The following is a 26,212-nucleotide window of genomic DNA, read 5'->3' on the forward strand; positions in this document are numbered from 1 at the left end:
TCCCAGCATGAGCAACCCGGAGCCGGGCGGGCACGCACCCGGGCGATCCGGGGTGCTGGCGTGGGCACTGTGGGACTGCGGTGCCACCGGCGTGAGCGCGATCGTGGTGACCTTCGTGTTCTCGGTGTATCTGACCAGCACCGTTGGCGAGGGCATGCCCGGCGGCAGCTCACCGGCCAGCTGGCTGGGACGCGCACTGGCCGTCGCCGGGCTGACCATCGCGCTGCTCGCACCGGTCATCGGCGTCTGGGTGGAATCCCCGCGCCGCCGGCGCACGGCACTGATGCTGATGACCGTGCTCGCCGTCGTCCTGACCAGCGCAATGAGCCTCATCCGCGACCAACCCGCCTACCTGTGGCCCGGCCTGGCGCTGCTGGCCGGCACCGCTGCCTGCGGCGACCTCGCCAGCGTCCCGTACAACGCGATGCTGCGTCAGCTGTCCACCCCGCAGACCTCCGGACGGATCTCCGGGTTCGGCTGGGCCGCCGGCTATGTCGGCAGCGTCGTGCTGCTGCTGGTCGTCTACCTGGGCTTCATCTCCGGCAAAGGCGACGCCCACGGTCTGCTGCACCTGCCCAGCGTCGACGGCATGAACGTGCGCGCCGCGATGCTGCTCGCCGCCGCGTGGCTGGCGCTGCTGGCCCTGCCGCTGCTGCTGACCGCCCACCGGCTGCCGGCATCCACCGAGACCGTGCCGCCCGTCGCCGGCGTACTGGGCGGCTACCGCAGACTGTGGGCCGACCTGACCGCCGAATGGCGGCGCGACCATAACCTGGTGTACTTCCTGCTGGCCAGCGCCGTCTTTCGGGACGGTCTGGCCGGGGTGTTCACCTTCGGTGCTGTCCTCGGCGTGAATGTGTACGGCATCTCGCAGGCCAACGTGCTGATCTTCGGAGTGGCCGCCAGCGTGGTCGCCGCATTCGGCGCGGTGCTGGGCGGGCTGGTCGACGACCGGCTCGGCTCCAAGACCGTCATCGTGGGGTCACTGGCCGCGATCATCACGATGGGGCTCGTCTTGATGACGTTGTCGGGTCCACGCGCGTTCTGGGCGTGCGGGCTTCTGCTGTGCCTGTTCATCGGGCCGGCGCAGGCTTCGGCGCGCACGCTGCTGCTGCGAATGTCCAAACACGGCAAGGAAGGTGTGGCGTTCGGGCTCTACACGATGACCGGGCGGGCGGTGTCTTTCCTTGCGCCGTGGCTGTTTTCGGTCTTCGTCGACGTGTTCGGCGCGGTCCGCGCCGGGATGGGCGGGCTGTGCCTGGTCCTCGGCATCGGGCTGGCGGCCATGGTGATGGTGCGCGCACCGCGCCGCGCCGCCGTCGTGCCGCAAAGCGCCGGTTAAGAGGGAGCGTCGCAGACGGTCAAACCCGAGCCGGTGTGCTCGCGCACCTGGACACCGGCCACGGTGACCGTGCACGTGACCTTGTTGCCGATGTTGATGATCGTGACGTTGGCCTTGCGATCGCCGGACTTGGGCAGGCTGACTTGTTTGCTCCACGGCAGCGCCACGTTGAACTCGGTCTGCATCACGCCGCCGGTGTCGACATAGGTGATGCTGATCGCCCGGCCCTCCCCGCTGACGTTGTAGACGACGGCCTCTTCGCCGGCGGCACTGGTGGTCTCGCTCGATTCCGGAGGCTCGGACGTCGAGGTGGTGGCGCCGGGCGCCGATGTGGTTGTCGACGGCGACGCCGCCGACCCGGAGGTCTTGGAACCCGGCATCGCGGGCAGCGGTGCGACCGTGGTCTGTTTTCTGGCGGCGCCGTTGGCGATCACCAGTGCGATGACGAGCGCGGCGACCAGCAACGCCGCTGCCGCCGCGGCGACCCACAACCAGCGAGGTGGCCTCGGCCGCCCGGCCGGAGGCGTGGTCGGCTGATCCGGCGTCTGGTCCTGCAGCCAATACTGCGGCAACTTCTCGGTCGGGTTGGTCTCGGTCGGTCCGGGACGCGGCGGAAGACCCTGGTAGGGGGGCGGTCCGTAGGGCGGTTGACCGGCGTAGGCCGGGTCGCTGTACGGCGGGTAGGGCTGACGGAGCCGTTCGGTCGGTTCGCCGCCGGGCCGAGCCGGACGGGTGTACTCGGATCGACGCGGATCGTTCATGCCCACCTCACCCTGGCAGGGTACCTGCCCTGGCGGTCAACGCGGCGACGGTCATCGCCCGCATCACCGTGCGCGACCGCGCGGCCCTGCTCTCGGCGCGCTTGAGGCTGTGCGGGGTCGAGTTCAGCAACCCGAACACGGCGTGCGCCATCAGCCGGGCGTCGGCCTCGGCGAGGCCGGGTTCCAGCTCGCGCAGCACATCCACCCACACCTCGACGTACTGTCGCTGCGCGCGTCGCACCTGGCGCTCGGCGGCAGCGGGCAGATGCGCGAGGTCGCGGTCCTGGATGCGGATCAAATCGGGTTCACCCAAGGCGAATTCGAGATGGAAGTCGATCAGGCCGTCGAGAGCCTCGGCGGGGTCAGCGCTGCGGGACTTCACCTCTCGGGCGCCGACCAGCAGCCGGGTGCTGATGCCCACCAGCAACTCGACCAGCAGAGACTCTTTGTTCGGGAAGTGCCGATAGATGGCCGGACCGCTGACGCCGGCGGCCGCGCCGATGTCCTCCAGCCGCACCGCCAAAAACCCGCGCTCGGCGAACAGCCGCTCGGCTGCAACCAGCAGCTGCGCCCGCCGGTCGGACTTCAGCCGACTGCGGCGGTTGTCAGCTGGAGCAGACGGTGTCATGAACGGCCTCCTGGACAGCTCGGTTAATCTCCACTAACATAGCATGAGTTAGTCGTCATTAACCGAAATTCGGCGGGCAGCGGGTGACTTCTTCAGCGGCGAATCGCGATGCGCACCAAGCATTGGTGGCGCAGCTTCGCGAGAAGCTGGCCGCGGCCGCGCTGGGCGGGCCGGAACGCGCCCGCGAGCGTCACGTGGGCCGCGGCAAGCTGCTGCCGCGCGACCGGGTCGACGGACTGCTCGATCCCGGCAGCCCACTGCTGGAGGTGGCGCCGCTGGCCGCCAACGGCATGTACGACGACGAGTGTCCCGGCGCGGGCATCATCACCGGCATCGGCAGGGTCTCCGGCCGCGAATGCATGATCGTGGCCAATGACGCCACGGTCAAAGGCGGCACCTACTACCCGATCACGGTCAAGAAACACCTACGGGCACAGGAGATCGCGGGCCAGAACCGGCTACCCTGCATCTACCTGGTCGACTCCGGCGGCGCGTTCCTGCCGCGACAGGACGAGGTGTTTCCCGACCGTGAGCATTTCGGCCGGATCTTCTACAACCAGGCCAAGCTGAGCGCCGAGGGCATTCCGCAGATTGCCGCCGTGCTCGGATCGTGTACTGCCGGTGGGGCGTACGTTCCGGCGATGAGCGACGAGGCCGTGATCGTGCGCAACCAGGGCACGATCTTCCTCGGCGGCCCGCCGCTGGTGAAGGCCGCCACCGGAGAGGTGGTCACCGCCGAGGAGCTCGGCGGCGGCGACCTGCACTCCAAAACCTCCGGCGTCACCGACCATCTCGCCCACGACGACCGCGACGCGCTGAGCATCATCCGGCGCATCGTCGCAACCCTGGGCCCCGGCCAGCCGCGGGCATGGGACGTCTTGCCGACCGTCGACCCCATCGCCGAGCAGACCGAGCTCTACGACGTGGTGCCCGTCGACCCCCGGATTCCCTACGACGTACACCAGGTGATCACCCGCATCGTCGACGGCGGCGAATTCGGCGAATTCAAAGCCGAATACGGCACCACGCTGGTCACCGGATTCGCCCGCATCCACGGCCACCCGGTCGGGATCGTCGCCAACAACGGCGTGCTGTTCGGCGAATCAGCTTTGAAAGGCGCACATTTCATCGAACTCTGCGACAAGCGGATGGTGCCGCTGCTGTTTCTGCAGAACATCTCCGGCTTCATGGTGGGCCGCGACTACGAGGCCGGCGGTATCGCCAAACACGGCGCCAAGATGGTCACCGCGGTGGCCTGCGCGCGGGTGCCCAAGCTGACAGTGGTGATCGGCGGCTCCTACGGGGCGGGTAACTATTCCATGTGCGGGCGGGCGTATTCGCCGCGATTCCTGTGGATGTGGCCGAACGCGCGGATCTCGGTGATGGGCGGCGAGCAGGCCGCATCGGTGCTGGCGACGGTGCGCGGGGAGATGACGGCCGAACAGGAAGAGGCGTTCAAGGCGCCCATCCGTGCGCAATACGAACACCAGGGCAACCCGTACTACTCGACGGCCCGGCTGTGGGACGACGGCGTGATCGACCCTGCCGACACCAGGACCGTTGTAGGCCTTGCTCTTTCGGTCGTCGCCAACGCGCCCGTCGAGCCGGTCTCTTACGGCGTGTTCAGGATGTGAGGGTGATGGGCTTCGACACGGTTCTGGTCGCCAACCGCGGGGAGATCGCCGTCCGGGTGATCCGCACGTTGAAGGCGATGGGCATCCGATCGGTCGCGGTGTACAGCGACGCCGACGCCAACGCACGTCACGTCGCCGAGGCGGACGTCGCGGTACGCATCGGGCCGCCACCCGCCCGCGACAGCTATCTCAACATCGCCGCGGTCGTCGACGCTGCGGTGCGCACCGGGGCGCAGGCGGTACACCCCGGATACGGCTTCCTCTCGGAGAACGCGGATTTCGCTTCGGCGTTGGCGTCCGCCGGGTTGACCTTCATCGGCCCGCCCACCACAGCGATCCAGACGATGGGCGACAAGATCGCCGCCAAAGCGACGGTGTCGGAGTTCGGGGTTCCGGTAGTGCCCGGCATTGCCCGGCCCGGGTTGACCGACGCCGAACTGATCGCCGCCGCCGAGGAGGTCGGCTACCCGGTGCTGGTCAAGCCGTCGGCCGGCGGCGGCGGCAAGGGCATGCGGCTGGTCGAACGGGCCGCGGACCTGCCCGCCGCACTGACCAGTGCCCGCCGCGAATCAGCCGCCGCCTTCGGCGACGACACACTGTTCCTGGAACGATTCGTGCTGCGGCCCAGACACATCGAGGTCCAGGTGCTGGCCGATACCTACGGCAACGTGGTACACCTCGGCGAACGGGAGTGCAGCCTGCAGCGGCGGCACCAGAAGGTCGTCGAGGAGGCGCCGTCGCCGCTGCTGGACGCGACGACGAGGGCCCGGATCGGCGCCGCCGCCTGTGACACCGCGCGCAGTGTGGACTACACCGGGGCCGGCACGGTCGAATTCATTGTCTCCGCCGACAAGCCGGAGGAGTTCTTCTTCATGGAGATGAACACCCGCTTGCAGGTCGAGCACCCGGTCACCGAGATGGTCACGGGCTGGGACCTGGTCGAGTGGCAGGTCCGCATCGCCGCGGGGGAGAAGCTGACCGCTACCCAATCCGACATCACCCTGCACGGTCATGCGATCGAAGCCCGGATCTACGCCGAGGACCCGGCCCGCGGATTCCTGCCGACCGGCGGCGACGTGCTGACGCAGGTGGAGCCGAAAGGCCCTGGGGTGCGGGTGGATTCGGGTCTGTCGGCCGGGATGGTGGTCGGCAGCCAGTACGATCCGATGCTGGCCAAGGTGATCGCCCACGCCGCCGACCGTCCCGCCGCGCTGAGAGCGCTGGACCGGGCGCTGGCCGACACCGCAGTGCTCGGTGTGGTGACCAATGTGGAGTTCGCCCGGTTCCTGCTGACCGATCCCGACGTCGTCGCCGGGCGGTTGGACACCGGGCTGCTGGACCGGAGGGCCGGCGATTTCGTCGCGGCGCCGCCGTCAGACGAACACTTCATCGCCGCGGCAGCCTACCGGTGGCTGCGGCTGTGGCCGGCGCCCGGCGCCGACCTGTGGCAGGTGCCGTCCGGCTGGCGCGTCGGCGCCGCCGCACCCGTCAGTGTGCGGCTGCGGGCCGGCGAACGCACCGACCACGTGTACATCACCGGCACCCCCGCCGACGCGGCTGCTCGCATCGAAGACGACGAAAACCATTCGCTGCAAGCACATCTGGCGGACGGGCGGCTGGTGCTGACACTCGACGGCGTGCGAACGGAGTACGCCGTCGCGTCGGCGGAGCACCAGATCTGGCTGCACGGTGCCGGGACCACCGCCGTGCTCGAGGAGGTGCGGGAAGCGCCGGTGCGCCCCGACGACGCGCACAGCGGCGACGCCGAATTGACCAGCCCGATGCCGGGATCGGTCGTCGCAGTAGGGGTCGACGACGGCGTCGACGTGCAGACCGGGGCGATGATTGTCACCGTCGAGGCGATGAAGATGGAACATGCGCTGACGGCGCCCGTCGACGGCGTCGTGGAGCTTCTCGTCGCGGTCGGCGACCAGGTCAAGGTAGGCCAGCCGCTGGCCCGGATCAAGGCGAACACGAAAGGCTAAGCTGTGCCTGACTTTATTGCCACCGGGACGCTTCCCGACGAGTACCAGCAGTTGGCCAAGACGGTCCGCGACTTCGCGCAGAGCGTGGTCGCGCCGGTCGCTGCCCGCCACGACGCCGAGCACTCTTTCCCCTACGAGGTGGTGGCCGGCATGGCCGAGATGGGGCTGTTCGGCCTGCCGTTCCCCGAAGAGTGGGGCGGCATGGGCGGCGACTACTTCGCGTTGTGCCTGGCGCTCGAGGAACTGGGCAAGGTGGACCAAAGCGTGGCGATCACGCTGGAGGCCGGGGTGTCGCTGGGTGCCATGCCGATTTACCGGTTCGGCACCGAAGAGCAGAAGCGAGAGTGGTTGCCGCAGTTGGCCAGTGGCCGCGCGCTCGGCGCGTTCGGGCTGACCGAGGCGGGCGGTGGCAGCGACGCCGGCGCCACCAAGACCACCGCCCGCCTCGACGACGGGCACTGGGTGATCAACGGATCCAAGCAGTTCATCACCAACTCCGGCACGGACATCACGAAGCTGGTCACCGTCACCGCCGTCACCGGTGAACAGGGTGGCCGCAAGGAGATCTCGTCGATCCTGGTACCGGTGCCCACACCGGGTTTCACCGTCGAACCGGCCTACGACAAGGTGGGCTGGAAGGCTTCCGACACCCATCCGCTGACGTTCGAAGACGTGCGAGTGCCGCAGGAAAACCTGCTCGGCGAACGCGGCCGCGGCTATGCCAACTTCCTGCGCATCCTCGACGAGGGCCGAATCGCGATCGCCGCGCTGTCCACCGGCGCCGCGCAGGGCTGCGTGGACGAGAGCATCAAGTATGCCCGCGAGCGTGAGGCATTCGGTCAACCGATCGCCCGCTATCAGGCCATCGAGTTCACCATCGCCCGGATGGAGGCCCGTGCGCACACGGCCCGCACCGCCTACTACGACGCCGCGGCTCTGATGCTGGCCGGTAAGCCCTTCAAGAAGCAGGCAGCGATCGCCAAGTTGGTGGCCAGCGAGGCCGCCATGGACAACGCCCGCGACGCCACCCAGATCCACGGCGGCTACGGGTTCATCAACGAGTTCCCGGTCGCTCGGCATTACCGGGACAGCAAGATCCTGGAAATCGGTGAAGGGACCAGCGAAGTGCAACTGATGGTGATCGCCAGAGAGGTGGGATTGTGACGGAGGAGCAGCGCGCCGTAGTCCAGCGCGGGCTGTGGTTCGAGGAATTCGAGATCGGGGTGCGCTATCTGCACCGCCCCGGCCGCACGATCACCGAGGCCGACAACGTGTTGTTCACCACGTTGACGATGAACACCCAAGCGCTGCACCTGGACGCCGCGTTTTCCGACGCGCTGCCACCGTTCCACCAGCGGCTGGTCAACTCGATGTTCACGCTGTCGACACTGGTCGGGTTGTCCGTCGCGCAACTGACCCAGGGCACCATCGTCGCCAACCTCGGATTCTCCGAAATCGCCTTCCCCAAGCCACTTTTCCACGGCGACACACTGTACGCCGAGACCGTGATCACCGGCAAACGGGAATCCAAGAGCCGCCCAGGGGAGGGCATCCTCACGTTCGCCCACACTGGGCGCAACCAGCACGGCGACGTCGTCGCCACCGCGACACGCAAAACCCTGGTGCGCATGAGGCCGGCCGATGACGCTTGACAACCCGGGCCCGGCGTGGCTGTTCTGCCCGGCCGATCGGCCGGAGCGGTTCGAAAAGGCAGCTGCTGCAGCCGATGTCGTGATACTCGACCTGGAAGATGGATGTGCTGCCGCAGATCGGGCGGCCGCGCGCAAAGCCCTTGTCGACGTTGCTCTCGACCCGGCCCGCACCGTGGTGCGCGTCAACCCGTTCGGCACGGACGACCAAGCCAAAGACCTCGACGCCCTGTCCCGCACAAGCTACGACACCGTGATGCTTCCCAAATGCGAAGCGCCCGAACAGGTCACCGCGCTGGCACCGCTGGACGTCGTCGTGCTCGTCGAGTCGCCGCTGGGCGCGCTGACCGTCACCGACAACGTCCGTGCCGACAACGCCGTCGCGGCGATGTGGGGAGCGGAGGACCTGTTCGCCGTGCTGGGCGGCACCGCCAACCGCTACCCGGACGGCACCTACCGGGAGGTGGCCCGCCACGTCCGGTCGCAGTCGCTGCTCGCCGCCAAGGCCTACGGCCGTCTGGCGCTGGATTCGGTCTACCTCGACATCAAGGATCTCGACGGGCTGCGCGCCGAGGTCGACGACGCGGTGGCGGTCGGGTTCGACGCGAAGGTTGCTATCCATCCCAGCCAGGTGCCGGTGATCCGGGCCGGCTACGCCCCGACGCCGGACCAAGTGCAGTGGGCGCGACACGTGCTCGCCGCGGCCGCCGATGAACGCGGTGTCTTCGCATTTGAAGGCATAATGGTAGATGCGCCAGTGTTGCGGCGAGCCGAGCGAATCGTGCAGCTGGCGACTGACTCCGGCTCGTAGCAGTCCCGGTCGTCCGGGTTTGCTCTGACCCGCCGCGCACCCGCGTGACCGCGGGAAGGAGGCGGTGTGGCCGAGCTTGCCCAGAGCCCGATGACTGTCGACCTCGATCCGGTGCAACTCGTCGCGCCGGATGGGACGCCGACCGCTGAAGACCGTTACAGCCGTGAGCTTCCGGACGAAACCCTGTGCTGGCTCTACGAGATGATGGTGGTCACCCGCGATCTGGACACCGAGCTGGTCAACTTGCAGCGCCAGGGTGAATTGGCTTTGTATGCGCCATGCCGCGGCCAGGAGGCGGCGCAGGTGGGGGCGACGGCCTGTCTACGTAAGTCGGACTGGCTGTTCCCGCAGTATCGCGAGTTGGGTGCGTTCCTGGTGCGCGGCATCCCGGCCAGCCACGTCGGCGCCATGTGGCGCGGAACGTGGCACGGCGGCCTGGAATTCATCAAAAAATGTTGCGCTCCGATCTCGATTCCGGTCGGCACACACGCGTTGCACGCCGTCGGGGCGGCGATGGCCGCGCAGCGCCTCGGCGAGGATTCCATGACGGTCGCCTTCCTCGGCGACGGCGCCACCAGCGAGGGCGACGTGCACGAGGCGTTAAACGTCGCGGCTGTCTTCGGTGCGCCGTGTGTGTTCTACGTGCAGAACAACCAGTGGGCGATCTCGGTGCCGCTGTGCCGGCAGACCATTGCGCCGTCGATCGCGCACAAGGCGATCGGCTATGGGATGCCGGGCATTCGGGTGGACGGCAATGACGTGCTGGCCTGCTATGCGCTGATGGCCGAGGCGTCCGCCCGGGCCCGGGCCGGCGGCGGTCCGACACTGATCGAGGCGGTCACCTATCGGCTCGGCCCGCACACCACATCCGACGACCCGACGCGCTACCGCAGCCGTGACGAACTCGAGCACTGGCTGGCGCTGGACCCGATTCCGCGTTACCGGGCCTATCTTGAGGGCCGGGGGCTGTGGTCGGAGCGGCTTGCCGATCGGGTGGCGGCGCGGTCCCGGCGGCTGTGTGCCGAGTTGCGCGACACGCTGTTCGGCGCGTCCGACGTCGACATCGACGAGGTGTTCACCACGGTCTACGCGGAGATGACGCCCGCGTTGGAGGCGCAGCGCCGAGATCTGCGGGTGGAACTGGGGGAGGAGCCGCGATGACGCAGATCGTCGAACCGCCCACTCGCGCCGCGACATTGCCAGGTGCCGAGCAGACGCTGACCATGGTGGCCGCGCTCAACCGCGCGCTGCACGACGCGATGGCCGCCGACGATCGGGTGCTGGTGTTCGGGGAGGACGTCGCGGCCCAGGGCGGCGTGTTCCGGGTCACGGAGGGGCTGGCCGAGACGTTCGCTTCCGACCGCTGCTTCGACACCCCGCTGGCGGAGTCCGCGGTGATCGGCATCGCGGTGGGCCTGGCGCTGCGCGGATTCAAGCCCGTGCCGGAGATCCAGTTCGACGGCTTCGCCTACCCGGCGTTCGACCAGATAGTCAGCCATCTGGCCAAGTACCGCACCCGCACCCGCGGCGAAATCGACATGCCGGTCACCGTGCGGATCCCGTCGTTCGGCGGAATCGGTGCGGTCGAACACCATTCGGAGTCCACCGAGTCGTACTGGGCGCACACCGCCGGCTTGAAGGTCGTGGTCCCGTCGTCGCCGTCGGACGCGTATTGGCTTTTGCGCCATGCCATCAACTGTCCGGACCCGGTGATGTTCTTAGAGCCCAAGCGGCGCTACTGGGGCCGCGAGGTCGTCGACACCCAGCAGCCCGGGCCACCGATCGGGCAGGCGGTGGTGCGCCGTGACGGCACCGACGTCACCGTGCTGACGTACGGCGGTTTGGTGGCCACGGCGTTGTCCACCGCGGAAATGGCTGCGGCCCAACGGGGTTGGAGTCTGGAAGTGGTCGACCTGCGGTCGCTGGTGCCGCTGGACTTCGACACCGTGGCCGCGTCGATCCGCCGCACCGGGCGCTGCGTGGTACTGCACGAGGGACCGCGAAGCCTGGGTTATGGCGCCGGGCTGGCTGCCCGCATCCAAGAGGAGATGTTTTACGAATTGGAGGCTCCGGTGTTGCGCGCGTGCGGGTTTGACACCCCCTACCCGCCGGCGCGGCTCGAGAAGCTGTGGCTGCCCGGGCCCGACCGGCTGATGGACTGCGTCGAGCGAGCCCTGGAGCTTCCGTGAGCGTCAAACCGTTCGTCGTCCCGGATCTCGGCGAAGGGCTCGAGGAGGTGACGCTGTCGAGCTGGAACGTCGCCGTCGGTGACGACGTCGAAATCAACCAGCCGCTGTGCTCGGTGGAGACTGCCAAGGCAGAAGTCGAAATCCCGAGCCCGTACGCGGGCCGAATCGTCGAAACGCATGGCGCCGAAGGCGACGTGCTGCCGGTCGGCGCGCTGCTGGTGCGGATCGACACCCTGTCTGATACCGCATCGAACGGTGAATCACCCACGCGCACACCGGTGCTCGTGGGATACGGCGCCGATCACACGCTCGACGCGAGCAGGCGCCCGAAAGCCAAGCCGCCGGTGCGCAAACTGGCCGCCGAGCTGGGTGTCGACCTGGCCCGCGTGCCGCCCGGTCCCGACGGCCTGATCAGTCGCGAGGCCGTACTCGCGGCGGCCGAACACACGGACGTCGCCTACGACGTGTTGCCGGTGCGCGGCGTGCAGGCCGAGATGGCCCAACGAATGACGTTGGCCCGCAGCCAGATTCCCGACGCCCATGCCAGCGTGCAGGCCGACTGCACCAATCTGGTGCGGCTGCACGAGCGACTGCAGGTCACGCCGTTCGCGCTCACCCTGCGGTTCGTGGCCCTCGCGCTGCAGCACCACACGATCCTCAACTCCACCTGGGTCGACGGGCCCGACGGCCCGCAGGTGCGCAGTCACCACGCGGTGCATCTGGGTTTCGCGGTCGCCGCACCCCGGGGTCTGCTGGTGCCCGTCGTCGCCGACGCGCAGCAGATGACCACCAGGCAGCTCGCCGACACGGTGGCCCGGCTGACCGAACAGGCGCGCGCCGGCACGCTGAAGCCCGCGCAGCTGAGAGGCTCCACGTTCACCGTGTCGAACTTCGGCGCGCTCGGACTCGACGAGGGCGTGCCGGTGATCAACTATCCGGAGGCGGCCATCCTGGGCATGGGCTCGCTCAAGCCGCGGCCGATGGCCCTCGACGACCAGGTCGTCGTGCGCCCCCAGATGACCTTGACCTGCGCATTCGACCACCGCGTTGCCGACGGCGCGCAGGTCGCCGCGTTCCTGGGCGAGCTACGGGGCCTCCTCGAGTCACCGGAGACGGCGCTGCTGGACCTTTAGGCGTTGTTGCCCCGGGCGGCGGCCAGCCGGGCCGCGAACTCCGGTGAGCGGATCGACGCGGCCTGCGGGCCCAGCTCGGTGTCCTTGGCCAGTTCATGCTGCTCGTCGTCGAGCGATCCGGGGCTGGCGGTGGCGCGCATGGTGGCCTTGGTCGCCAGCACCACCTCCCGCGGCGCCGCAGCGGGCCCGGCCGCTAGTTCCAGCGCAGCGGCCACCGGGTCGTCGGCAACGGACAGCGCAAGGCCATGGCGCACAGCGGATTCCGCGTCGAAGCGCATACCGAACAGCAAGGTGGCGCGGGCGACTTGCGGACCCACGGCGCGCTGCAGCATCCACGTCGCACCGCCGCCGGGGTGCAGGCCAAGCTTCTGGAAGCGGGCGTCGAACAACGCGGCCGGCCCGGCGATGCGCACATCGGCGGCCAGCGCCAGGTTCAGCCCGGCGCCGACCGCCGCGCCGTTGACCGCCGCGATCGTCGGCAGCGTGCACTTGCCGACGGCCATGAACCCGTCGTAGAGGGCCAGCAGCCCTTCCTCGGCGGCTTCGCCCAGGGCGCTGAGGTCGGCACCTGCGCAGAACGCCTTGCCGGCCCCGGTGACCACGACGGCGTGCACGTCCGGATCTGCCTCGGCCCGCTCGACCGCGGCCCGCAACTGGGCCGACATCGCGGCGGTGACGGCGTTACGCCGTTCCGGATCGTTGACGGTGATCAGCGCGACGCGGTCATCGGCGCGGTAGAGAACCAGATCGGGCTGGGCCATGTGCCACCTCCGCGAGCTAAACATCCGGCCAGGCGAGCTCAGAGTAGTAGGATTGCCATCGGCGACCCGCGCTCAGCGCGCCGTCGAGGAGCATGTTTCATTGCCATGCAAGTGTCGCCGGCGAGCCGAACCGCGGACCGCGGCCGCTATTCGACATATTTCCAATGTAGGTCGTAGGCCAGCGGGCGATCCGTTCAACCATTCAGCAAATTCGCACAATTAGCTCCGTCCGCGCTTCGGCCGGTTTAGCTTGAGCTTGGCAGCGGCCCAACGCTGTTGAAAGGTGCGGCGGCGGCGGTGACGTGGTCGGCGAGAAAGGTCATTGGACCGGGGCGGAGTCGCGACGATGGTTGACGCCGCCGAAATGCCCAGCGAGCTGGGACCCGCCGACTATTTGATGCATCGGCGCGAAGCCCATAGCCATGCACGGTTGGGCAGCATGGGAGTCGTTTTCCTCGACGCCGTGCCGGACTGGAACCGGTTTCGCGCCCATTTCGAAGGTGCCTCCCGTCGGGTGCCGCGGCTGCGGCAGAAAGTAGTCGTGCCCACCCTCCCGACGACCGCACCGCGCTGGGTGGTGGATCCGGACTTCGACGTGAACTTTCACGTGCGTCGGATGCGTGTTCCTGAGCCTGGCACTCCGCGGGAAGTCTTCGACCTGGCCGACGAGCTGCTGCGGTCACCGATGGACACGTCGCGACCGCTGTGGATCGCCACGTTGGTCGAGGGCCTTGCCGACGGTACGTCTGCGCTGCTTTTCCGCATCGGCCATGCGCTCACCGACGGGATCGGCGCCCTCGAGATGTTCGCGCAGGTCCCCACTCTGGAGCGCGATCCGCCGGGCGAGTCGCCACCTCCGGCACCGATTCCGCAGAATCTGTCCCCCGACGACCTGATGTGGGAGGGCATCAGACGCCAGCCCCGAGCCCTCGTCGAGGGAGTCCGGCGCGCGCTGTGGGGCGCATTGCGCGCGGTTGGCCGGTTGATGCGCAATCCGGTGTCGGCGCTGGTAGGCGGCGTGGGCTACGCCCGGTCGGCGGTGCGAGTGATGAGCCGGCCCGTCGAGCCGTCACCGTTGCTGCGCCAGCGCGGCTCGGTACGCCGCAGCGAAGCGCTCGACATCGGTCTCTCCGCCCTGCACAGCGCCGCCAAAGCCGGCGGCGGTTCTTTGAACGACGCCTATCTGGCCGCCCTGTGCGGCGCGCTGGGGCGCTATCACCGGGCGCTTGGCGCGCCGATCGACGCGCTGCCGATGGCGGTGCCGGTGAACGTGCGCGGTGAAGCGGACCTCACCGCCGCCAACCAGGTCAGTAGCGTCATGCTGGCAGCCCCGGTCGGCGAGGACGATCCCGTCACTCGCATGGGCAAGATCCGTGCACAGATGACACAGCGCCGAAACGAGCCCGCGCGCGACGTCAGCCACTCGATTGCACGCCTGGTGAGCGTTTTGCCGGCGGCCCTGCTGACCGCGATGAGCAGCGGGGGATTCGTCGATGTGGTGGCCAGCAATGTGCCTTCGTACCGCGGCGATATCTACCTCGCGGGAGCGAAAGTGCTACGGCAGCATGGTCTCGCGTCGGTGCCCGGCGTGGGAATGGTCGTGGTGCTGTTGTCTGCCGGCGACCGGTGCACCGTCACCGTCAACTACGACAGAGCCGCCATCCGGGAACAGGAATTGTTTGCCCGGTGCCTGCGTGAGGGTTTCGACGAGATACTCAAACTGGCGGGTGAACCGGTGCCGCGCGCGTTCGCCGTCGACGGCGAACAGTGATCAGCCTGACGAGTGCCCCCGGCAGGACTCGAACCTGCGACCACAAGATTAGAAGTCATGCGCTCTGTCCAGCTGAGCTACGGGGGCCGGAAAGACTTACGCGCAGGTCAGTGTATCCAACGCCGCGACACGCCAAGTCCCGACGCGCAACGCCGATCGAAATCCCCTTGGCGGGATTAGTGATTCGCTAACCTGTGACGCGCGACACACGTACGCTGACCGGCGACGTGTGGGCCGACGTCAAGGAGTGGCGTTGCCATGAGCATGGCGATGAGCGTGACCACGAAGTGCTCGCGGGCCGGCGCCCTGGCGCTGCGCCACGGCGCGCAACTGGCCGCCGAGGCGGTCGACACCTATCGCGCCGCTGCCCTGCTGCTGCAGGGTTCGCCGTTCGCGGCCGCCTGGTTCGCGGGATGGCTGTCCGCCGAGTTTTCGCCGCAGGTGCTCACCGCGCATGCGCTGTCGGGGGTGACTCCGCTGTCGGTGGGCCGGGTCGCCACGACGTGGGCGGCGCAACGCGCAGACCGCATCCTGTCCGCGGCGCTCGAGGAATCTTTCGGCGCCAACTACCGCGACCGGGTGTCGCATCCGGTCACCGATCAGGCCGAGTGCGCGCGCCGCGGCGGACTGCTGCACGCTGCGGGCCACCGCCGTCGGTACGCGTCGCAGACCTCGGACATCTCCTACGGGCCGGCGGGGCGGGACAACCTGCTCGACATCTGGCGTCGTCCGGACTTGTCCGAAGGCTGCCGGGCCCCGGTGCTGGTGCAAATCCCGGGCGGCGCCTGGACCCTCAACGGCAAACGGGGCCAGGCCTACCCACTGCTGGGCCGGATGGTCGAACTCGGCTGGATCTGCGTGTCGATCGACTACAGCAAGAGTCCGGGCAAGGCGTGGCCGACGCACATCGTCGACGTCAAACGGGCCATCGCGTGGGTGCGCGAGAACATCGCGGACTACGGCGGCGACCCGCATTTCGTCGCGGTCACCGGAGGTTCGGCGGGCGCGCACCTGGCCTCGTTGGCGGCGCTCACCGCCAACGACCCGCGGCTACAGCCCGGCTTCGAAGACGCCGACACCACGGTGCAGGCGGCCGCGCCGTATTACGGGGTCTACGACTTCACCGATGCCGAAAAAATGCACGAGCTGATGCTGCCATTTTTGGAGCGCTTCGTGATGCAAAAGCGCTACGTCGATGATCCCGGGTTGTTCGAATTCGCGTCGCCGATATCGCACGCGCACAGCGAAGCTCCACCATTTTTCGTGCTGCACGGCGCCAACGATTCGCTCATTCCCCGCGCGCAGGCGCAAACATTTTGCGCTGCACTGCGCGACGCCGGCGCCCGCACCGTGTGCTATGCCGAGCTGCCAAATGCCCACCACGCGTTCGATATCGTCGGGACCGTCCGGTCCCGGCTGACGGCCGACGCCGTCGGTGACTTTTTCGGCGTCGTGCACGGACGTTATCTGCGCTCGCGTCGTCGCGTGACGCACAAACAAGCCACACCCGCGAGCTGAAATTCCAATTCGCTGCGCGGGCAAAGTATTTCGCAAACCAGTCGGCTGACGTTTATCGCCCTTATGCGGATCCTCGCAATCGCTACCGCCATCGCGACAACCGGACTAGCGTTTGGGTAGGAGTGGCGAAACGGGAGGCTCCAGTGGCGATGTCAGAACGGAGACGAGCCGGTGGCTGAGTCCGTCGACGCGGCGGGGTTGCCCACAGCGCTCGGCGCGGTCGACTATCTGCTGCACCGCGGGGAAGCCAACCCGCGGACCCGCTCGGGGATCATGGCGCTGGAAATCCTCGACACCACGCCGGACTGGGAGCGGTTCCGGACCCGGTTCGAACACGCGTCGCGACGGGTGTTGCGGCTGCGCCAGAAGGTGGTCGTGCCGACGCTGCCGACGGCCGCGCCGCGATGGGTGGTAGATCCCGATTTCAACTTGGACTTTCATGTCCGACGGCTGCGCGTCGCCGAACCGGGCACGCTGCGGCAGGTGTTCGACCTTGCCGAGGTGATGCTGCAGTCGCCGCTGGACATCGCCCGTCCGCTGTGGACGGCTACCTTGATCGACGGCCTGGCTGACGGCAGGGCCGCGACGCTGCTGCACCTGAGCCACGCGGTCACTGACGGTGTCGGCAGCGTCGAGATGTTCTCCCACATCTACGACCTGGAGCGTGATCCGCCGGCCGGGCCGCCACCGCCGCAACCCATTCCACAGGATTTGTCGCCCACCGACCTGATGCGCGAAGGCCTCAACCATCTGCCCGAGGCCGTCGTCGACGGGGTGCGGGGCGCACTGTGGGGCGCGGCGTCGGTGGTGGGCCGGGCGGTGCTGCGTCCGGCATCCACCGTGGCCGGGGCGCTGAGCTACGCCCGCTCCAGCGTGCGGGTGATGAGCCGGGCCGCCGAGCCGTCGCCGCTGCTGCGCCGGCGCAGCCTGGCCACCCGCACCGAGGCCATCGACATCCCACTGTCCGACCTGCACCGGGCCGCCAAGGCCGGCGGCGGTTCAATCAACGACGCCTACCTGGCCGGGCTGTGCGGCGCGCTGGGCCGCTACCACGAAGCACTCGGTGTGCCGATCGCGACGTTGCCGATGGCGGTTCCGGTGAACCTGCGGGCCGAATCCGATCCCGCGGGCGGCAACCGGTTCACCGGCGTCAACCTGGCCGCGCCCCTCGGCACCGCCGATCCGGTGGCCCGGATGCGCAAGATTCGCGCCCAGATGACCCAGCGGCGCGACGAACCCGCGATGGACGTCATCGGTTCGATCGCGCCACTGCTCAGCGTGTTGCCGACGCCGTTGCTCGAGTCGATGACCGGCTCGGTCGTCGCATCGGACGTGCAAGCCAGCAATGTGCCGGTCTACCCGGGCGACACGTACCTGGCCGGTGCAAAAATATTGCGGCAGTATGGCATTGGGCCGCTGCCGGGTGTGGCGATGATGGTCGTGCTGATATCACGCGGGGGCTGCTGCACCATCACCACGCGCTACGACCGGGCCGCGGTCCGGCATGAGGATTTGTGGGCCCGATGCCTCGTGGAGGGTTTCGACGAGATCCTCGCGCTGGCCGGCGAACCCGCGCCGCATGCGGTGCCCGCGTCCTTCGACGCCCAGGCACCCGATATGTCGACCCGATCGGCGTCGGGATCATGACCGCCACCGAGGATCGCAAGGGGTCGCGCGACCTTCGGTTGCCCGGGTCGGTCGCCGAAATCATGGCCAGTCCGCCCGGGCCCAAGATCGGCGCATTTTTCGACCTGGACGGAACGTTGGTGGCCGGGTTCACCGGCGTCATCCTCACCCAGGAACGGTTCCGGCGCCGTGAGATGGGGGTCGGTGAGCTGATCAGCATGATCCAGGCCGGCCTGAATCATCAACTCGGGCGCATCGAGTTCGAGCAACTCATCCACACAGCGTCCAAGGCGCTGCGCGGCCGCCCGCTTTCCGACATGGAGGAGATCGGCGAGCGGTTGTTCGCGCAAAAAATCGAGAGCCGGATCTACCCGGAAATGCGGGAATTGGTGCGCGCCCACCTCGCCCGCGGCCACACCGTGGTGCTCAGCTCGTCCGCGTTGACACTGCAGGTCGAGCCGGTGGCCCGCTTTCTTGGCATCCCCAACACGCTGACCAACAAGTTCGAAACCGACGAGAACGGGATCCTCACCGGGAATGTGGTCAAGCCGATCCTGTGGGGGCCGGGCAAGGCCGCGGCCGTGCAGCAGTTCGCGGCCGAGCACGGTATCGACTTGAAAGACAGCTATTTCTACGCCGACGGCGACGAGGACGTCGCATTGATGTACCTGGTCGGCAACCCCCGCCCGACCAACCCTGAAGGCAAGATGGCCGCCGTCGCCCGCCGTCGCGGCTGGCCGATTCTGCGTTTCAACAGCCGCGGCAGCGTCGGAATCCGCTCGCAGCTGCGGACACTCGCCGGTATCGGCTCGCTGTTCCCGGTCGCCGCCGGCGCGGTCGGGATCGGGCTGCTGACCCGTAACCGCCGCCGGGGCGTGAACTTCTTCACCTCCACCTGGTCGCAGCTGCTGCTGACCGCCAGCGGCGTGCACCTCAACGTGATTGGCGCGGAGAACCTCACCGCGCAGCGCCCGGCGGTGTTCATCTTCAATCACCGCAACCAGGCTGACCCGATCATTACGGCGGCGCTGGTGCGCGACAACTGGATTGGCGTGGGCAAGAAGGAGTTGGCGAGCGACCCGATCATGGGCACGCTCGGTAAGCTGCTGGACGCCGTCTTCATCGACCGCGACGATCCGACGGCCGCGGTGGAGTCGCTGCACGAGGTCGAAGACCGTGCGCGCAAAGGCCTGTCGATTGTGATCGCCCCTGAAGGTACCCGGATAGACACCACCACCGTCGGGCCCTTCAAGAAGGGGCCGTTCCGCATCGCGATGGCAGCCGGAATCCCGATCGTGCCGATCGTGATCCGCAACGCGGAGATCGTCGCCGCGCGAAACTCCACCACGATGAACCCGGGCACGGTGGACGTCGCTGTGTTCCCGCCGATTTCGGTCAGCAACTGGACCGTCGACACGCTGCCGGACCGGATTGCCGAAGTGCGCCAACTGTATTTGGACACCTTGGCCGACTGGCCGGTCGACCAGCTACCCGAAGCCGCCCTGTACACCCGGGTGACCAAAGCGCCGCCGCGCAAGCGTGCCGCGAAGAAGGCCGCCAAGTCGCCTGCGAAAAAGGCCGCCAAGGCGCAACCCCGGCCGAAGGGCCGATCATGAAAAAGCCGGCCGCCGACATCGGCACATTCACCACCACCGACGACACGCTGGTGTTGGCGTCGATCTCCTCGCCGGTGGAAGCGGAGCTGGTTTCGGATTGGCTGGAGCAGCAACGGAAACGCTACCCGGACACCACGATCGACGTGCTGCAGCTGCCGCCGCGTAACCCCGAGCCGGCGGCGCTGGCACAGCTCGTCGAGCAGCTGGAGGCCGACGAGGACCGCTCGATCGTGCCGGTGCGGGTGTTCTGGCTGCCGCGTGCGGGTGCGTCCGCGCTGAGCAGGGTGGCGGCGCTGCTACCCGGACGCGATCCCTACCACCCCAACGAGCGTCAGCAGCGCCGCGTGGTGGGCTCCGAGCCGTCGCGGGCCCGGGTGGTGGCCGGCGAACCGGCGAAGGTATCGGAGCTGCGCCAGCAGTGGCGTGACCTCACTGTCGGCGAAAACGCAAGGGATTTTGCGCATTTCGTCACACGTCGCGCCATCTTGGCGCTGGAACGCGCCGAATACCGGATCCTGGGGCCGCAATACAAATCTCCGCGTCTGGTGAAGCCGGAGATACTGGCCTCCGCACGATTTCGCGCCGGCCTGGAAAAGATCCCGGGCGCCACCCTCGAGGAAGCCGGCAAGATGCTCGACGAGCTCGCAACCGGGTGGAGCCGAGTGTCGGTGGACCTAGTGTCGGTGCTGGGCCGGTTGCTCAGTCGGGGCTTCGATCCCGAAATCGACTACGACGAGTATCAAGTGGCGGCGATGCGCACCGCGCTGGAGACTCATCCGGCGGTGCTGCTCTTCTCGCACCGGTCCTATATCGACGGCGCGGTCATGCCGGTCGCCATGCAGGAGAACCGGCTGCCGCCGGTGCATGTGTTCGCCGGCATCAACCTGGCGTTCGGGGTGATGGGCCCGCTGCTGCGCCGCGCCGGCGTCATCTTCATTCGCCGCAACATCGGCGACAACCAGCTCTACAAGTACGTGCTCAAGGAGTACGTGGGCTATGTCGTCGAGAAGCGGTTCAACCTGAGCTGGTCCATCGAGGGCACCCGCTCGCGAACCGGCAAGATGTTGCCACCCAAGCTCGGTCTGATGAGCTACGTGGCCGACGCCTACCTGGAGGGCCGCAGCGACGACATTCTGCTGCAAGGAGTTTCGATCAGCTTCGACCAGCTGCACGAGACGGCCGAGTACGCCGCCTATGCGCGCGGCGCGGAGAAGAAGGCCGAGGGCGTCGGATGGCTGTACAACTTCATCAAGGCCCAGGGGGAGCGCAACTACGGCAAGATCTACGTCCGCTTCCCCGAAGCGGTCTCGATGCGGCAGTACCTCGGTCCCCCGGGCGGCCCGACAGCCTCCGATCCGGCCGCCAAACGTCTTGCGCTGCAAAAGATGTCGTTCGAGGTTGCCTGGCGTATTCTGCGGGCGACTCCGGTGAACGCCACCGGACTGGTGTCGGCGCTGTTGCTGACCACGCACGGAGTGGCGTTGACCCTCGGCCAGCTGCACCACACCCTGCAAGACTCGCTGGACTACCTCGAACGCAAACAGACCCCGGTGACCACCAGTGCGTTGCGGCTGCGCACACCCGAGGGTGTCCGCGCGGCGGTGGACGCACTGTCCAATGGGCATCCGGTCACCCGCGTCGACGGCGGGCGAGAACCGGTGTGGCGCATCGCACCCGAAGATGAGCACACCGCGGCGTTCTACCGCAACTCGGTGATCCACGCCTTTCTGGAGACCTCGATCGTCGAGCTGGCGCTGGCACACGCCGGACATGCGGAGGGCGATCGGGTGGAAGCCTTCTGGACGCAGGCCATGCGGCTTCGCGACCTGCTGAAATTCGACTTCTACTTCGCAGATTCGGCCTCGTTCCGCAACAACCTCGCCGAAGAGATGGCCTGGCACTCCGATTGGGAAGCCCACGTCGCCGCCGGCGGCGACGAAATCGACGCGATCCTCTACGCCAAACGACCACTGATGTCGGATGCGATGCTGCGGGTGTTCTTCGAGGCGTACGAGATCGTCGCCGACGTGCTGCGCGACGCCCCCGCCGACATCGGCGAAAAGGAACTGACCCAATTGGCGCTCGGTGTCGGCCGCCAGTACGTCGCGCAGGGCCGGGTGAGCAGCAGCGAGCCGGTGTCCACGCTGCTGTTCGCGACGGCGCGTCAAGTCGTCGCCGACCAGCATCTGCTGGAGCCCGCTCCAGACCTCGCCGAGCGGCGGACCGCATTCCGCGGTGAACTGCGCAGAATCCTCCGGGATTTCGACCACGTCGCGCGGATTGCGCGTAATCAGTTCATTGCGCGTGAGGTCGCGGCCCGACGGGCGGCGCGATAGCGACACCATAACCGGCCATACGCTGTAGTAATGGCGGAAATGCGACGGCGCGCGGCGGTGTGGCCGCTGCTGGTCGGCGTGGCCGCGCTGGCGGGCTGCACCGCCGCCGGAATCGCGGCGTTGTCGCTGGCCGACGCGCTGACCGCTACCGGGCTGCCCGATCCGGGCCCGGTGACCACGCTGGGCCTGCCGTTCGTGCGTGCCGCCGGGGAGATCGCGGCGGCGCTGGCCGTCGGGTCGTTCCTGTTTGCGGCGTTTCTGGTGCCACCGCAGGACAACGGAGTGCTGGACGCCGGCGGCTACCGGGCGTTGCGGCTGGGGACGGTGGCCACCGGTGTGTGGGCGGTGTGCGCGGCCCTGCTGGTCCCGCTGACCATTTCCGACGTGTCGGGCCAACCGCTGAGCGCCCACCTCGACCCGGTGAGGCTCTGGTCACTGGCCAGCCTGATCAACGTCGCGACGGCGTGGCGGTGGACCGCGTTGCTGGCCGCCGCGGTGATGCTGGCCAGTCTGCCGGTGCTGCGCTGGTCACCGACGCCGTTGCTGCTGGCCGGGTCGCTGGTCACCTTGGTGCCGCTCGGGCTGACCGGGCACTCGTCGGCCGGCGGGTCACATGACCTGGCTACCAACAGCCTGCTGATCCATTTGGTGGCCGCCGGCGTGTGGGCCGGCGGGCTGCTGATGCTGCTGGTCCACGTCATCCGCGGCGGCGAGCACGCCGGCCTGGCCGCGCGGCGGTTCTCCACGCTGGCGTTGTGGTGCTTTGCCGCTATGGGCTTCAGCGGCGTCGTCAACGCCCTGGTGCGCGTTGTCCCGGCCGACCTGTTGAGCACCGGCTACGGGCGGCTGGTGATCGCCAAGGTCGTCGCACTGTGCCTGCTCGGCGTGGCTGGCTGGCGCCAGCGTCGCACCGGAGTTATTGCGCTGCAAGCGGATCCGGCCTCGCGCGGCGTGCTGATCCGGTTGGCGGCGATCGAGGCCGCGGTGTTCGGCCTGACTTTCGGGATTGCCGTCGGACTGGGCCGCACACCGCCGCCACCGCCCCCGATCCTCAATCCTTCGATACCCGAGGTCGCGATCGGCTACGACTTCGAGGGGCCGCCCACGGTGGCCCGGGTGGTCTTCGACTGGCGGTTCGACCTGATCTTCGGCACCGCGGCCGTCGTGTTCGCCGGGCTGTATCTGGCCGGAATGCTGCGGCTGCGCCGCCGCGGCGACAGCTGGCCGCGGGGCCGGACGATCTCGTGGTTGCTGGGCTGCGCGGTGCTGCTGTTCGCGACGTCGTCGGGGGTGGGCCGGTACATGCCGGCGATGTTCAGCATGCACATGGCCGCTCACATGTTGTTGTCGATGCTGGTGCCGGTGCTGTTGGTGCTGGGGGCGCCGGTCAGCCTGGCGTTGCGGGCGCTGCCCCCCGCCGACCCGCCGGGCATGCGGGAATGGCTGCTGGCCGCGCTGCACAGTCGCCTGTCGCGGTTCCTGACCAACCCGGTGGTGGCCACCGTGCTGTTCGTCGGCGGGTTTTACGGGCTCTACCTCGGCGGCATCTTCGACGCCGCGGCGGGCAGCCACATCGGCCATCTTCTGATGAACGTGCACTTTCTGCTCAGCGGCTACCTGTTCTACTGGGTGGTGATCGGCGTCGACCCCACCCCGCGACCGATCCCACCGCTGGCCAAGGTGGCCGTCGTGTTCGCGTCGTTGCCGCTGCACGCCTTCTTCGGGGTGGTGCTGATGAGCACCCGCGACGTACTCGGCGAAAGCTTCTACCGGTCGCTGCATCTGGACTGGCACACCGACCTGCTCGGCGACCAGCGACTTGGCGGTGGAATCGCTTGGGCTGCAGGCGAATTCCCGCTCGTGATCGTGATGATCGCGTTGCTGGTGCAGTGGACCCGCAGCGACGAGCGCACCGCCCGGCGGCTGGACCGCGCCGCCGACCGCGACGACGACGCCGAGCTGGCCGCCTACAACGCGATGCTCGCCGAACTGGCGCGTCGCGACACGTCGCCGCGGGGTTAGCCGTGGTTAGCCGTGGTTTACCGCGAACCAGAGGCTATGGCTGTAGTTCTCGCAGAATCACGACCGTGACTTCTGCTTCGTGAGTGGTGTTGCTCCACAGTCGCGGCTTTGTCCACACGCTCATCGGTAACACCAGGCAGCCTGTCCTCTGTTGTCGGTGTCGCGGCGCTGAATGAGTGCCAGCAACCCACGCCCTCGAAGAAAGGAATGAGCAATGTTCGAAACGCCGCTGACCGTCGTCGGCAACATCGTCAACGATCCGATCCGCCGCCAAGTCGGTGACCAGGAGGTGATGAAATTTCGCGTCGCCAGCAATTCGCGCCGCCGTAGCGCCGACGGCACCTGGGAGCCCGGCAACTCGCTGTTCGTCAGCGTCAACTGCTGGGGCCGGCTGGTCTCGGGCGTGGGCGCGTCGTTGCGCAAGGGCTCGGCCGTGATCGTGGTGGGACACGTCCACACCAGCGAATACGAGGACCGCGACGGCATCCGGCGCTCGACGCTGGAGATGCGCGCGACGTCCGTCGGCCCGGACCTGTCTCGCTGCATCGCCCACGTCGAGAAGACGGTCGCCGTCGAAGCGGACACCGCGGCGCCCCCGGCGTCCGAACCCGCGGTCGACGACGCCGAAGCCGAGGCCGAGACCGGGTTGCCGCTGTCGGCCTGAACGGCGGCACCGCAGCCGTGCATAGGATGGTCGGCGGGCAACAAAGACCAGAGAGGTAACACTGCTGCATGGCTGAGTTCATCTACACGATGAAGAAGGTCCGCAAGGCGCACGGCGACAAGGTCATCCTCGACGACGTCACGTTGAGCTTCCTGCCGGGAGCCAAGATCGGCGTCGTCGGCCCCAACGGGGCGGGCAAGTCGAGCGTCTTGCGGATCATGGCCGGCCTGGACAAGCCCAACAACGGCGATGCCTTCCTGGCCACCGGCGCCACCGTGGGCATCCTGCAGCAGGAGCCGCCGCTGGACGAAACGAAAACGGTCCGCGGCAATGTCGAGGAGGGGCTGGGCGACCTCAAGGTCAAGCTCGACCGGTTCAACGAGGTCGCCGAGCTGATGGCCACCGACTACACCGACGAGCTGATGGAGGAGATGGGCCGGCTGCAAGAGGACCTCGACCACGCCGGGGCCTGGGACATCGACTCGCAGCTCGAGCAGGCCATGGACGCGCTGCGCTGCCCGCCGCCCGACGAGCCGGTGACGCACCTGTCCGGCGGCGAGCGGCGCCGGGTGGCGTTGTGCAAGCTGCTGCTCTCCAAGCCCGACCTGCTGCTTCTCGACGAGCCGACCAACCATCTCGACGCCGAAAGCGTGCAGTGGCTCGAACAGCACCTGGCCGCCTACCAGGGCGCGATCCTGGCGGTCACGCACGACCGCTACTTCCTGGACAACGTCGCCGAATGGATCCTCGAGCTCGACCGTGGCCGCGCCTACCCCTACGAGGGCAACTACTCCACATATCTGCAGAAGAAGGCCGAGCGGCTGGCGGTGCAGGGCCGCAAGGACGCCAAGCTGCAAAAACGCCTGCAGGACGAGCTGGCCTGGGTACGTTCGGGCGCCAAGGCCCGGCAGGCCAAGAGCAAGGCCAGGCTGCAGCGCTACGAGGAGATGGCCGCCGAAGCCGAAAAGACCCGCAAGCTCGACTTCGAGGAAATCCAGATCCCGCCCGGCCCGCGGCTGGGCAACGTGGTGGTCGAGGTCGAGCATCTCGACAAGGGCTTCGAGGGCCGCACGCTGATCAAGGACCTGTCGTTCACGCTGCCCCGCAACGGCATCGTCGGCGTCATCGGCCCCAACGGGGTCGGCAAGACCACGCTGTTCAAAACCATCGTCGGGCTCGAGCCACCCGACAGCGGCACGGTCAAAGTCGGCGAGACCGTCAAGATCAGCTACGTCGACCAGGCCCGGGCGGGGATCGACCCCAAGAAAACCGTGTGGGAAGTCGTGTCCGACGGGCTGGACCACATCGAGGTGGGTCAAAGCGAGATCCCTTCGCGGGCATACGTCTCGGCGTTCGGATTCAAGGGCCCCGACCAGCAGAAGCCCGCCGGGGTGCTGTCCGGCGGTGAACGCAACCGGCTCAACCTCGCGCTGACCCTCAAAGAGGGCGGCAACCTGATCCTGCTCGACGAGCCGACCAACGACCTGGACGTCGAAACGCTGGGCTCGTTGGAGAATGCGCTGGAGAAGTTTCCCGGCTGCGCGGTGGTGATCTCGCACGACCGCTGGTTTTTGGACCGGACCTGTACCCACATCCTGGCGTGGGAGGGCGACGCCGACAACGAGGCCAAGTGGTTCTGGTTCGAGGGCAACTTCGGCGCGTACGAAGAAAACAAGATCGAGCGGCTCGGCGCCGAGGCCGCGCGTCCGCACAGGGTGACGCATCGCAGGCTCACCCGCGACTAAGGTCGGCGATACCAGCGCTGG

At 68.1% G+C, this 26,212-nt stretch carries 20 protein-coding genes and 1 tRNA gene; 17 read left to right on the forward strand and 4 right to left on the reverse strand.

Annotation, left to right across the window (positions count from 1 at the left end; genetic code table 11):
* Positions 1–7 precede the first annotated feature (7 nt).
* Positions 8–1,342 carry an MFS transporter gene (locus AWB95_RS09790; protein WP_085168115.1) on the forward strand — a complete coding sequence of 445 codons (1,335 nt, stop codon included), beginning with the start codon at positions 8–10 and terminating at the stop codon, positions 1,340–1,342.
* Here the strand turns inward: AWB95_RS09790 and AWB95_RS09795 are convergent.
* The gene (locus AWB95_RS09795; RefSeq protein ID WP_062538431.1) at positions 1,339–2,103 is read right to left on the reverse strand and encodes an MmpS family transport accessory protein; all 765 of its coding nucleotides are present in this window, start codon (positions 2,101–2,103) and stop codon (positions 1,339–1,341) included. The two genes, AWB95_RS09790 and AWB95_RS09795, sit on opposite strands and share 4 nt — an antisense overlap.
* A gap of 7 nt (positions 2,104–2,110) precedes the next feature.
* A complete protein-coding gene (locus AWB95_RS09800; protein ID WP_062538422.1) occupies positions 2,111–2,731 on the reverse strand; it encodes an SACE_7040 family transcriptional regulator in 621 nt (206 codons plus the stop codon).
* An 83-nt stretch (positions 2,732–2,814) separates the two neighbouring features.
* Here AWB95_RS09800 and AWB95_RS09805 point away from each other — a divergent pair, with 83 nt between their 5' ends.
* The 8 genes from AWB95_RS09805 (at position 2,815) to AWB95_RS09840 (ending at position 12,132) form a co-directional block, all read left to right on the forward strand.
* Positions 2,815–4,365, forward strand: a complete 1,551-nt coding sequence (locus AWB95_RS09805; RefSeq protein WP_062538421.1) for a carboxyl transferase domain-containing protein — start codon at positions 2,815–2,817, stop codon at positions 4,363–4,365.
* Positions 4,366–4,370: 5 nt separating this feature from the next.
* Complete coding sequence (locus AWB95_RS09810; protein ID WP_062538430.1) at positions 4,371–6,350, forward strand: acetyl/propionyl/methylcrotonyl-CoA carboxylase subunit alpha; 1,980 nt, start codon at positions 4,371–4,373, stop codon at positions 6,348–6,350.
* Between the two features lie 3 nt (positions 6,351–6,353).
* Positions 6,354–7,514: an acyl-CoA dehydrogenase family protein gene (locus AWB95_RS09815; RefSeq protein ID WP_085168116.1), complete on the forward strand. Its 1,161-nt coding sequence runs from the start codon at positions 6,354–6,356 to the stop codon at positions 7,512–7,514.
* Positions 7,511–8,002 carry a MaoC family dehydratase gene (locus AWB95_RS09820; protein WP_062538420.1) on the forward strand — a complete coding sequence of 164 codons (492 nt, stop codon included), beginning with the start codon at positions 7,511–7,513 and terminating at the stop codon, positions 8,000–8,002. The genes AWB95_RS09815 and AWB95_RS09820 overlap by 4 nt, the downstream gene beginning before the upstream one ends.
* On the forward strand, positions 7,992–8,810 hold the full coding sequence (locus AWB95_RS09825; RefSeq protein WP_062538419.1) for an HpcH/HpaI aldolase/citrate lyase family protein: 819 nt from the start codon (positions 7,992–7,994) through the stop codon (positions 8,808–8,810). Before AWB95_RS09820 ends, AWB95_RS09825 begins: the two co-directional genes overlap by 11 nt.
* Before the next feature lie 90 nt (positions 8,811–8,900).
* Positions 8,901–9,971 carry a pyruvate dehydrogenase (acetyl-transferring) E1 component subunit alpha gene (pdhA, locus tag AWB95_RS09830; protein WP_084706902.1) on the forward strand — a complete coding sequence of 357 codons (1,071 nt, stop codon included), beginning with the start codon at positions 8,901–8,903 and terminating at the stop codon, positions 9,969–9,971.
* Positions 9,968–10,999, forward strand: coding sequence for a 3-methyl-2-oxobutanoate dehydrogenase subunit beta (bkdB, locus tag AWB95_RS09835; protein ID WP_062538417.1), 1,032 nt, complete (start codon positions 9,968–9,970; stop codon positions 10,997–10,999). Before pdhA ends, bkdB begins: the two co-directional genes overlap by 4 nt.
* On the forward strand, positions 10,996–12,132 hold the full coding sequence (locus tag AWB95_RS09840) for a dihydrolipoamide acetyltransferase family protein (protein ID WP_085168118.1): 1,137 nt from the start codon (positions 10,996–10,998) through the stop codon (positions 12,130–12,132). Before bkdB ends, AWB95_RS09840 begins: the two co-directional genes overlap by 4 nt.
* Here AWB95_RS09840 and AWB95_RS09845 read toward each other — a convergent pair.
* Positions 12,129–12,893, reverse strand: a complete 765-nt coding sequence (locus AWB95_RS09845) for an enoyl-CoA hydratase (protein ID WP_085168119.1) — start codon at positions 12,891–12,893, stop codon at positions 12,129–12,131. The genes AWB95_RS09840 and AWB95_RS09845 overlap by 4 nt on opposite strands.
* Positions 12,894–13,239: 346 nt before the next feature.
* On the opposite strand from AWB95_RS09845, the gene AWB95_RS09850 reads away from it, so the two are divergent.
* A complete protein-coding gene (locus AWB95_RS09850) occupies positions 13,240–14,664 on the forward strand; it encodes a wax ester/triacylglycerol synthase family O-acyltransferase (protein WP_062541651.1) in 1,425 nt (474 codons plus the stop codon).
* Positions 14,665–14,677: 13 nt separating this feature from the next.
* On the opposite strand, the gene AWB95_RS09855 is transcribed toward AWB95_RS09850, so the two are convergent.
* Positions 14,678–14,751: transfer RNA gene (locus AWB95_RS09855), tRNA-Arg, on the reverse strand.
* A 171-nt stretch (positions 14,752–14,922) separates the two neighbouring features.
* On the opposite strand from AWB95_RS09855, the gene lipQ reads away from it, so the two are divergent.
* The 7 genes from lipQ (at position 14,923) to ettA (ending at position 26,191) form a co-directional block, all read left to right on the forward strand.
* The gene (gene lipQ / locus AWB95_RS09860) at positions 14,923–16,182 is read left to right on the forward strand and encodes an esterase LipQ (RefSeq protein ID WP_085168121.1); all 1,260 of its coding nucleotides are present in this window, start codon (positions 14,923–14,925) and stop codon (positions 16,180–16,182) included.
* A gap of 171 nt (positions 16,183–16,353) precedes the next feature.
* The gene (locus AWB95_RS09865; protein WP_085168123.1) at positions 16,354–17,829 is read left to right on the forward strand and encodes a wax ester/triacylglycerol synthase family O-acyltransferase; all 1,476 of its coding nucleotides are present in this window, start codon (positions 16,354–16,356) and stop codon (positions 17,827–17,829) included.
* The gene (locus AWB95_RS09870; protein WP_085168125.1) at positions 17,826–19,424 is read left to right on the forward strand and encodes an HAD-IB family hydrolase/lysophospholipid acyltransferase family protein; all 1,599 of its coding nucleotides are present in this window, start codon (positions 17,826–17,828) and stop codon (positions 19,422–19,424) included. Before AWB95_RS09865 ends, AWB95_RS09870 begins: the two co-directional genes overlap by 4 nt.
* Complete coding sequence (locus AWB95_RS09875) at positions 19,421–21,760, forward strand: glycerol-3-phosphate 1-O-acyltransferase (protein ID WP_062541441.1); 2,340 nt, start codon at positions 19,421–19,423, stop codon at positions 21,758–21,760. The genes AWB95_RS09870 and AWB95_RS09875 overlap by 4 nt, the downstream gene beginning before the upstream one ends.
* A 30-nt stretch (positions 21,761–21,790) precedes the next feature.
* Entirely contained in the window at positions 21,791–23,782 is a 1,992-nt protein-coding gene (locus AWB95_RS09880; protein WP_085168127.1) for a bifunctional copper resistance protein CopD/cytochrome c oxidase assembly protein, read from the forward strand.
* Positions 23,783–23,996: 214 nt separating this feature from the next.
* Positions 23,997–24,446, forward strand: a complete 450-nt coding sequence (ssb, locus tag AWB95_RS09885; RefSeq protein ID WP_062538968.1) for a single-stranded DNA-binding protein — start codon at positions 23,997–23,999, stop codon at positions 24,444–24,446.
* 68 nt (positions 24,447–24,514) lie between these two features.
* Positions 24,515–26,191 carry an energy-dependent translational throttle protein EttA gene (gene ettA, locus AWB95_RS09890; RefSeq protein ID WP_062538967.1) on the forward strand — a complete coding sequence of 559 codons (1,677 nt, stop codon included), beginning with the start codon at positions 24,515–24,517 and terminating at the stop codon, positions 26,189–26,191.
* The last annotated feature ends 21 nt before the right edge of the window (positions 26,192–26,212 follow it).

This window comes from Mycobacterium celatum, assembly GCF_002101595.1.
In the GTDB taxonomy this organism is placed as follows: domain Bacteria; phylum Actinomycetota; class Actinomycetes; order Mycobacteriales; family Mycobacteriaceae; genus Mycobacterium; species Mycobacterium celatum.